We start from the raw sequence: 7,866 nt of genomic DNA, 5'->3' as shown, positions 1-7,866 counted from the left end.
GAGCGGCGCCGTTTCTGGTTTGTGGGGGGCCGCCGGCGGATTCGGGCCGTCGACACCCGCGTCACCGATTTCCCCGCGGGGGGAGTTTTCGAATCCGCCCGGGGGCACCAGGGAATATGACGGCGTCGCGGGAGCGGCGCCGTTTCTGGTTTGTGGGGGGCCGCCGGCGGATTCGGGCCGTCGACACCCGCGTCACCGATTTCCCCGCGGGGGGAGTTTTCGAATCCGCCCGGGGGCACCAGAGCAATATCGAGCCCGGTACCACCACGGTGCCGGGCTCTTCTGGTCTAAGGGCCGGATTCGGGCCGTCGACACCCGCGTCACCGATTTCCCCGCAGGGGGAGTTTTCGAATCCGCCCGGGGGCACCAGAGCAATATCGAGCCCGGTACCGCTGCGGTACCGGGCTCTTCTGGTTTAAAGGCATGCCGTAGTTTTCGCTGCTTCGGATAAAGAAAGCGCCCGCTTGCTGGGGGAGCAAGCGGGCGCCTGTGAGCGAATATGTTTGCGGCATCAGCCGCTGTGGACAATGTCTCGATGACTAGTTGGTCGTGCCGGAATCGTCGCCTGAATCGGTGCCAGAGCCAGAAATCGAAACCGTCAGCGTGATCGTGCTGTCGGTGGACTGCTTGCCAGTGGGGGAGACGCCCGTCACGGTGGCGTTTTCGTTACCACTCACGGGGTTGCCGTTCTGATCGCAGAATGCGATGTTGTAGAATCCGGCGTTGTTGAGCGCGGTGACGGCGGAGGAGATGCTCTTGCCGTACAGGTTGCCCGGAACGTTTGCCTTGCCGGACTTCTTGGCGATGACGACGGTAATCGTGGCGCCGGGCTTTTGCTTACCGCTGGGGTTCCAGCTAATGACGGTGCCCTCGGTGACGGAATCGTTCTCCTGGTAGGTTACATCGACGCCGAAGCCGGCCATATCGAGGGCGTTGCGTGCCTGAGCCTCGGTCATGTCGGTCAGATCAGGGACAGAGGTGGTGTCGGGTCCACTCGAGACTTTGTACGAGATGGTCGTGCCCTTCTCGACTTCCTTGCCCGCATCGGTGCCCTGTTCAAAGACTTCGCCCTTTTCGGCCTCGTTGGCTTCCTCGGTGGCATTGCCCTTAAGGCCGACGCTTGCCAGCGCCGCCTCTGCCTGGTCCTTGGTCAGACCAACGAGCTGCGGGACATCAACCTTCTCGGAGGGCTTGGGACCCTTGGAGATTACCAGATTCACCTTGGTGCCCTTGGGCTTCTTGGTGTGACCGTTAGGAGTCTGCTCGACAACCTTTCCCTCGTCGACGTCGTCGTTGTAGCTCTGGTCAATGGTTCCGACGTCAAGGCCGGCATCCTTAATCAGTTCGACGGCGGTCTGCTGGTCCTTACCCAACACATCGGGAACCGGGACCTGCTCGCCGCCAAAGAGTCCGGTGGCAAAGGCCACGATGACGCCGATTACGGCTACCGCAGCAACTACGGCGGCGATGATCTTGTTCTTGTTGGATTTGGGCTGCTCGGTGGCGTAAGAGCCGGTTGAACCCGAGACGGAGCTGCGAGCGTTATTTTGTCCGCTCACGCCCGAGACGGGGCGTACCATGGCGCGCGTCTGGTCGGATAGCTCTCGGGTCTTGGTGGCACCCAGGTCGCCAACGGCGCCGATAACGCGCGTAGGCTCCGGCACGTTGACGGCGCGACCAGACAGGTAGCTGTTGAGCACCTGACGCAGCTCGTCGGCCGTCTGGAAACGGTTAGCCGGATCTTTTTCCATGCACTTGAGGATAATGCGCTCAAGATCGGCATCGACACCGGAGTTGATCTGGCTCGGCGGCACGGGCAGCTCGTTGACCTGCTTGAGTGCGACCGAGATGGCATCGTCGCCGTCGAAAGGCACGCGGCCGGTGGCGCACTCGTACATCACGACGCCCAGCGAGTAAATGTCCGAGGTGGGGCCTAGATCCTGCCCGCGGGTCTGCTCGGGGCTTACGTAGTGGGCGGTGCCCAAAACGTTGTTGTCCTGCGTAAGGTGGCTGTTCTTGGCGCGCGCGATGCCAAAGTCCATGACCTTGATGTTGCCGTCGGGCAGCACCATGATGTTCTGCGGCTTAATATCGCGGTGGATGATCTCGTGCTTGTGGGCGACCGAAAGTGCGGAGCTGATCTGCGAGCCGATCTGAGCGACCTTTTTGGGATCAAGGGCGCCGTGGCTCTTGATGCCGCTCTTAAGGTCGGTGCCGCGCAGGTATTCCATGACGATGTAATAGGTGTCGCCGTCCTTGCCCCAATCGTAGACGCCGACGATATAGGGGGAGGAGAGGCCGGCGGCTGCCTGGGCCTCCTGCTTAAAGCGTGCAGCAAAGGTGGCGTCGCCGGCATATTGCGGCAGCATGATTTTGATAGCTACCGTGCGGTCGAGGACCTGGTCCTGTGCACGGTAGACGGTCGCCATGCCGCCTGTCCCTACCTTATCCTTGAGGAGGTATCTTCCCCCGAGGACCCTCTGTTCCATTCCTGCTCCTAACATGACTATTCGCTCAACGATGTGTGTAGTACCAAATTTGAGGCCGCTGGGGCCGTGTGGCGCATTGCCGCTAGTGTTATCGGCCGCGGCACGCCCCATGCTTGCGCATCAATCACGGGCATCACGCTCCCTGGGCGGCAAGCGCCGCGGTCAGGACGATGCCGGCGATCTTTGCCGCCTCGACGTCGTGCTTGTCGTAATCCTCCAAGGCTACCGAGATGGCGACCGTGGGTGAATCGTAAGGCGCAAAACCGACGAACATCGAGTTGACCTTGGTGCCGACGATCTCGGCAGAGCCGGTCTTGCCGGCAACCTTGACGCCCGGAATCTGGGCATCGGTGCCGGTGCCGGATTGAACGACGTCGAGCATGGCCTGTTTGACCTGTTCGGCCGTGGTGGCGCTGACGGCCTGGCCCAGTGAGCGGGACTGCGTGGTCTTGACCACGGTTCCGTCTGGGGCGAGCACCTGGGCAACGAAGAACGGGTCCATGACGACGCCGCTGTTGGCGATGGCCGCCGCGATAACGGCGTTCTGCATGACGGTGGTCTGCGGACCCGGCGTGTGGTCCATGCCGACGGGCTGGCCGGCGCCGGCCCAGGCGGTTTCCCATTCGGTCATGAGCGAGGGGTCGGCCATGATGGACGCCGCGGCGGTTAGGTCCTGACCGAGCTTTTGGCCATAGCCAAAGGCGTTGGCGAACTGTACGAGCGAGCTGGCGCCGACCTCGTTTGCCACCTGACCAAAGACGACGTTGGACGACACGGCAAAGGCCTGCTGCAGGCTAATCGTGCCGTAGCTCTCATTGGCGGAGTTGGTGACCGGTGCATTGCCGATATCCATGGAACCGGGCGCCTGATAAGTACTCGAAAGGCTTGCGGTGCCGGTCTCGAGTGCCGCCGAAAGCGTGACGACCTTAAACGTGGAGCCCGGAGTATAGAGGGCGTCCATGGCGCGGTCGTACATAGAACCATCCTCACCGCCGCCCGATTGCAGCAGGGCGTCGATGTTGGTGTTGTCGTAGGTGGGCGAGCTGGCGCATGCGAGCACCGCGCCAGTGCGCGGGTCCATGACCACAACGGCGCCCTTAAAGCCCTTGAGAGCCTGTTCGGCGGCCGTCTGGATGCGGGAGTCGATGGTAAGTTTGGCGGTGTTGCCCGGCTGGTTTTGGCCCGCGAGCGACGCGATGGCGTTGTTCCAGCTGGAGTAATCCTTGGAACCGGTGAGCGTGTCGTTCATCACGCTCTCGATGCCGGCGGTACCGTACTGCTGGCTCACATAGCCAACCACATGGGCGGCCAGGTTGCCGTTAGGGTAGGAGCGTACGTAGGTGCCGTCCTCCTGTTGCAGCGATTCGGCCAGCGTCACGCCGTCGGACGTGATGATGGAGCCGCGCTGGATGTACTTGGAACGGGCGATGGTGTGATTGTTGGTCGGCATATCCTGGTAATCCTTGGCCTTGATGACCTGGACATAGGTGAGGTTGCCGATGAGGATGGCGAACAGGGCCGTAAAGGCAAACACCGCGCGGGTTAGGCGGTTGGCGAGCGCCACGCGGCCGAGCACGCCAGATTCGGGCGTATCGAGCAGGCGACGACGCATGCGCGAGCCGGTGGAGTGGCTGCCACGGCCGTAGGAAGACGAAGAAGCGAAGCGCGTGCCGGCATGCGCCGCGGCAGAAGCGACCTGGTCGTCAGTGATGGCGGCCATGGTGCCGGTACCGGTGAGCTCGGCCTCGCGACCGGTGGCCTCATCGCCGGCGCGCAGCAAAAGCGCGACAATGATAAAGCTCGCCAGCAGCGAGGAGCCGCCCTGGCTCATAAAGGGCAGGGTGACGCCGGTCAGCGGAATCAGGCGGGTAACGCCGCCAACGATCAAGAAGGCCTGGAAGCTAATGGCGGCCGTGAGGCCCGTGGCGCTAAATGCGGCAAGGTCGGACTTAGCGCGGGCGGCCGTGGTCAGGCCTCGCACGGCAAAGAGCATAAACAGGACGAGTACGGCGCCGCCGCCCAAAAGGCCCATTTCCTCGCCGATGGCCGAGAAAATGAAGTCGGACTCGACGACGGGGATGTTATTGGCCATGCCATTACCGATGCCAACGCCGATAAGACCGCCGTCAGCCAACGAGAAAAGGGATTGCACAATCTGGTAGCCCTGGCCCTGGGCATCCTTAAAGGGGTCGGCCCAGATCTGGAAACGTACCTGGACATGCGACAGGAACTTGTAGGCGCCCACGGCACCCACTGCCAAAAGCGCAAGGCCGATGACGACATACGAGAAACGTCCCGTGGCGACGTAGAGCATCAGCAAGAAGATGGTGTAGAACAGCACAGCGGAGCCCAAGTCGCGCTCGAAGACAACGACCAGAAGGCATACACCCCACACAGCGAACAGCGGTAGCAGCAGGCGCAGGCGCGGGACCTTGAGGCCCAAGATCTTGCGATTGGAGATGGAGAGTAGCTCGCGGTTTTCGGCTAGGTATCCGGCCAAGAACAATACGATAAAAATCTTGGCGAACTCGCCGGGCTGGATGGTGAAGCCGGCGATGCGAATCCACAGCTTGGAGCCCGAAATGGTGGTGCCGATAAAGATGGGCAGCATCAGCAAGATGATGCCGATGATGCCAAAGGTGTACTTGTAGCGCATGACCACATCGAGATTCTTGATCATCGCGAGCGTGCCCACCATCAGTGCCACCGAGACAAACAGAATGACGAGCTGCGAGATGGCGAGGGCGGGTGCCAGACGCGTTACGAACGTGATGCCGATGCCCGAAAGCACAAAGACGATGGGCAGGATGGCCGGATCGGCACCGGGCGCCAGGATGCGCACGGCGATATGCGCCGCGGCGAAGGCGGCAAAAAGACCGATCGGCACGGCGAGCGTTTCAAACGAGATGGAAGCGCCTGCGGTGAGCACGTACATCGCATACAGCAGGATGACGGGGAACGCCGAGGCGATGAGCAAGAGCATTTCGGTGTTGCGGCGACTCATAAGCGGCACTCCCTTTCTAATTCTTATCGGAGGCTTCGGCCTCGGCGGACTGTTCGGCGGTTTTTTCGGAATTCGATTTGGAAGTCGATTCCTGGTCGGTGTTGTCGCGAATCGTTTGCGCGTCGATCACCTGGCGGGTCTGTTCCTCATCGATTTGATGACGGTACTTGGAGATAGTGTCCTGCGCGTCGTCAACACTCGTTTGCGGAATGCCTGCTTTCAGACGATTCTGCGTGTCTTCGGGTAGGTCGGATAGCTTGATGGCGGTCGTGCTCTCGAGCCAGTGCAGCTTAAGGCCGAGCGGCTTGCCGGGAATGCCCCGGTAGACCGCGACGGTGTCCTTGTAGGTGCCCAGGTAATACGAGCCGGTGACGCCCGCGTAGGCCCAGATGGCTGCCGCCAGCACAAAAGCGATGCCCAGGATGGCGGCAATGGTGACGTTGCGGCGGCGAACACGCTTCGCCTCGCGCATGACGCCGTCGTCGACCAGGTCCACAACGACTACCGTCACGTTGTCGTGGCCGCCGGCAGCGAGCGCGGCGTCCACCAGGTTATCGACGCAAATCTGCGCCGTAGACGATTGCGTGGCGATGTTTTCGATTTCGCTATCGGGAATCATGCTCGAAAGGCCGTCCGAGCACAGGATCAGGCGGTCGCCCTCTTCGATGTGCAGGGTAAAGTGGTCGGCATACATGGCGGGGTCCGAACCCAGTGCACGTGTGATAACCGAGCGGTTGGGATGGACGCGCGCCTCGTCGGCCGTAATTTCGCCAGCGTCCACGAGCTCCTCCACATAGGAGTGGTCGCGGGTCACGCGGATGAGCGTGCCCTCGTGGAGCAGGTAGGCGCGCGAGTCGCCCACGTGGGCGATGGCGAGCATGTCGTTTTCGATATAGGCGCAGGTCGCCGTGCAGCCCATACCGGGCTTGCCCAGGCCGTTGAGTGCGGCCTCGATGACGGCGGCGTTGGCAGCTTCGACGGCTGCGGCTAGGCGCGCGGCGTCGGCAGCCTGTGGCGCCGTCTTGGCGATGGTCTCGACCGCGATGGATGAGGCTACCTCGCCGGCGGCGTGACCACCCATGCCGTCGCACACGCAAAAGAGCGGCGACTGTACCAGGTAGGAGTCCTCGTTGTGCGGACGCACGCAGCCAACATCGGAGCGGGCGCCCCACATGAGTTGCGTGGTGGTGCCGGCATCGTAGGTCGAATCGGTCTCGATGCGCTCGTCGGCCAGCGGCTCAAAACTCATGGTCGAACCAGGGTCCTTGAGCTTGGCCTCCACGGCGGCGACATCAATCTCGGCCGTGTCGCCGGGCGAGACGGCGTTGGCCTCGTTGCTCGGATCGTCGACTTTAGACGTGGCGGGCACTTCGGTTGTGTTGTCGGCAGGCTCTTCGTCTTGCGGGGCGACGGCTGCGGGCTCGGGTGCCGCGAAGTGCGCGGGCGCGGGCGTGCTGTGGGGCTGAGAGGCGCCCTCCGTCGCTGTGACGGGCATCTCTTCGGCCGTAGGCTGAACGGCCTCGGGCGCCGATGCGGCCGCGGGGGAGGATGCCGCCGCGGGTGCCGGTGTAGATGCGGGCTCGGGCGCTGCGGTGGGTGCTGGAACTACGGGAAACACCGGTGCCGTGGGCTCGGGGGCCAAAAACACCGCGGCGCTCTCATCGATTGCCGCGGCGACAGACTCGGCAAAGTGGGCCGGCGCAGGTGTAGTTTCCGGTGCCGAAGGTTGATCGGCAACGGCGTGCGCGCCGATGGGGGCATCGGTGGAATTATCTTCATCCTGGCCATCGATGGGCATCAGATGGTCTTGCGTTACATGCGAAAGAGGCAGGGAGAACACGGTGTCCTCGGGCTCAACGGGCGCAGGGCCCGCCGGGGCGGCATGAGCCGGCACGGCCGCGGGGGCAGCCAGTGCCTCGGACATGGTTGCGGACTTGTTCTCCTCGTCGATCATCGACGGTTCACCTTCATGACCACGTCGCCAATCTGGACTTCGTCGCCCTCGCGCAGCGTTGCGGGCTCCACCAGCTGGCGGCCGTTAACAAGGGTGCCGTTAAGCGAGTTGAGGTCCTCGATAATAAGTGCCGGGCCCTGCAGCGAAAAACGCGCATGCGAGGCAGAGACAAACGGCTCGTTGATGCAGATGTCAGATGACGGCGAACGACCGACGATGACGGGGCCAAGCATATCCACGTGAATACCGCGGATGCCGCGCGGGCCCTTGTCCACATCGATCGTCCAGATGGCAGAGTCGCGGCGCTGGCCGCGCACGAGCCCCACGCCGGTCTTCATGACGGCGAACAAGAAGATATAAAGCAGGACGACCAGTACGATGCGGCCTGCAAAAAGGACGATATCGATGTTCATAAGCGA

General features: G+C 62.6%; 4 protein-coding genes. All 4 read right to left on the bottom strand.

All coding sequences use genetic code 11. From position 1 onward, the window contains the following. Nucleotides 1-539: 539 nt before the first annotated feature. The 4 genes from pknB to ACTQXO_RS06425 all read right to left on the bottom strand — a co-directional run bounded on the left by pknB (nt 540) and on the right by ACTQXO_RS06425 (nt 7,860). Complete coding sequence (gene pknB, locus ACTQXO_RS06440; RefSeq protein ID WP_154518435.1) at nt 540-2,489, bottom strand: Stk1 family PASTA domain-containing Ser/Thr kinase; 1,950 nt, start codon at nt 2,487-2,489, stop codon at nt 540-542. Between the two features lie 133 nt (nt 2,490-2,622). Continuing rightward, complete coding sequence (locus tag ACTQXO_RS06435; protein WP_441031907.1) at nt 2,623-5,493, bottom strand: FtsW/RodA/SpoVE family cell cycle protein; 2,871 nt, start codon at nt 5,491-5,493, stop codon at nt 2,623-2,625. Nucleotides 5,494-5,509: 16 nt separating this feature from the next. After that, nucleotides 5,510-7,447, bottom strand: a complete 1,938-nt coding sequence (locus ACTQXO_RS06430) for a Stp1/IreP family PP2C-type Ser/Thr phosphatase (RefSeq protein WP_441031905.1) — start codon at nt 7,445-7,447, stop codon at nt 5,510-5,512. Continuing rightward, complete coding sequence (locus tag ACTQXO_RS06425; RefSeq protein ID WP_055250779.1) at nt 7,444-7,860, bottom strand: FHA domain-containing protein; 417 nt, start codon at nt 7,858-7,860, stop codon at nt 7,444-7,446. Before ACTQXO_RS06425 ends, ACTQXO_RS06430 begins: the two co-directional genes overlap by 4 nt. Between the last annotated feature and the right edge of the window lie 6 nt (nt 7,861-7,866).

It is taken from the genome of Collinsella sp. LCP19S3_D5 (genome assembly GCF_052121415.1).
Lineage (GTDB): Bacteria > Actinomycetota > Coriobacteriia > Coriobacteriales > Coriobacteriaceae > Collinsella.
The sequence above is the reverse complement of the archived record's forward strand: the minus strand, read 5'-3'. Positions and strand labels throughout refer to the sequence as shown.

Bases quoted from the DNA above. Each gene is read 5' to 3' on its own strand.
- pknB (WP_154518435.1), bottom strand. From the start codon at position 2,489: ATGGAACAGAGGGTCCTCGGGGGAAGATACCTCCTCAAGGATAAGGTA.
- ACTQXO_RS06435 (WP_441031907.1), bottom strand. From the start codon at position 5,493: ATGAGTCGCCGCAACACCGAAATGCTCTTGCTCATCGCCTCGGCGTTC.
- ACTQXO_RS06430 (WP_441031905.1), bottom strand. From the start codon at position 7,447: ATGATCGACGAGGAGAACAAGTCCGCAACCATGTCCGAGGCACTGGCT.
- ACTQXO_RS06425 (WP_055250779.1), bottom strand. From the start codon at position 7,860: ATGAACATCGATATCGTCCTTTTTGCAGGCCGCATCGTACTGGTCGTC.